This is a genomic window from Bradyrhizobium sp. Kon37, assembly GCF_055807535.1.
The window spans coordinates 1-750 of the sequence record NZ_JBVVOY010000086.1 but is presented as its reverse complement, the minus strand read 5'-3'; the positions used below and the strand labels follow the sequence as shown (position 1 = coordinate 750).

Sequence of the window (750 nt, the reverse complement as noted above, 5' to 3'; positions counted from 1 at the left end):
CATCGACGATGTTGAGGATCCGGAACCGGCGCCCATTGGCAAACTGGTCATGGACAAAATCCAGCGACCAACGGGCATTCGGCCGGGCCTCGAGCAGGATCGGCGCCCGGGTGCCGACCGCGCGGCGGCGAGCCCGGCGCTTACGCACGCTGAGGCCTTCCTCCAGATAAAGCCGGTAGATACGGTTCAGCCCGGACGGCTCGCCATGCTGACGCAGCAGCACGAATAACCGCCGATAGCCGAAGCGCCGGCGGGCGTTGGCCAGTTCGCGCAGTTGGACCCGCAGTTCGGCATCGGGCGGCCGGCTCGACCGATAACGGATCATCTTGCGCTCGGCGCTGACGATGATGCAGGCCCGCCGTTCTGACAGTCCCAATTCGGCCTGCAGATGCGCGACAGCTTCGCGCTTGGCGGCGGGCCCTACCATTTTTTTGAAAGAAGCTCACGCAGCGCCGCCGCATCCAGCATCTGCTCGGCCAACAGCTTCTTCAGCTTGGCGTTCTCGTCCTCAAGCTGCCGTAGCCGCTTGGCCTCCGCGACGTCCATACCGCCGAATTTGGACTTCCAGTTGTAAAGCGTCGCTTCCGAGACGCCGTGCTTGCGTGCCAAATCGGCCGTCTTCGCGCCGGCCTCATGCTCGCGCAGCACGCCTATAATCTGCTCTTCCGTAAACCTGGCTCGCTTCATTTGTCCGTCCTTCAGAAGGCCGGACTCAAACTTCAACTGGAGGAAATCGGCAGGGGCAGGTCA

At 63.1% G+C, this 750-nt stretch carries 1 pseudogene; it reads right to left on the bottom strand.

Annotated elements, in window-relative coordinates:
- Window positions 1-687: pseudogene (locus AC0L3J_RS37160) on the bottom strand (transposase); the annotation flags it as partial.
- Window positions 688-750: the final 63 nt, after the last annotated feature.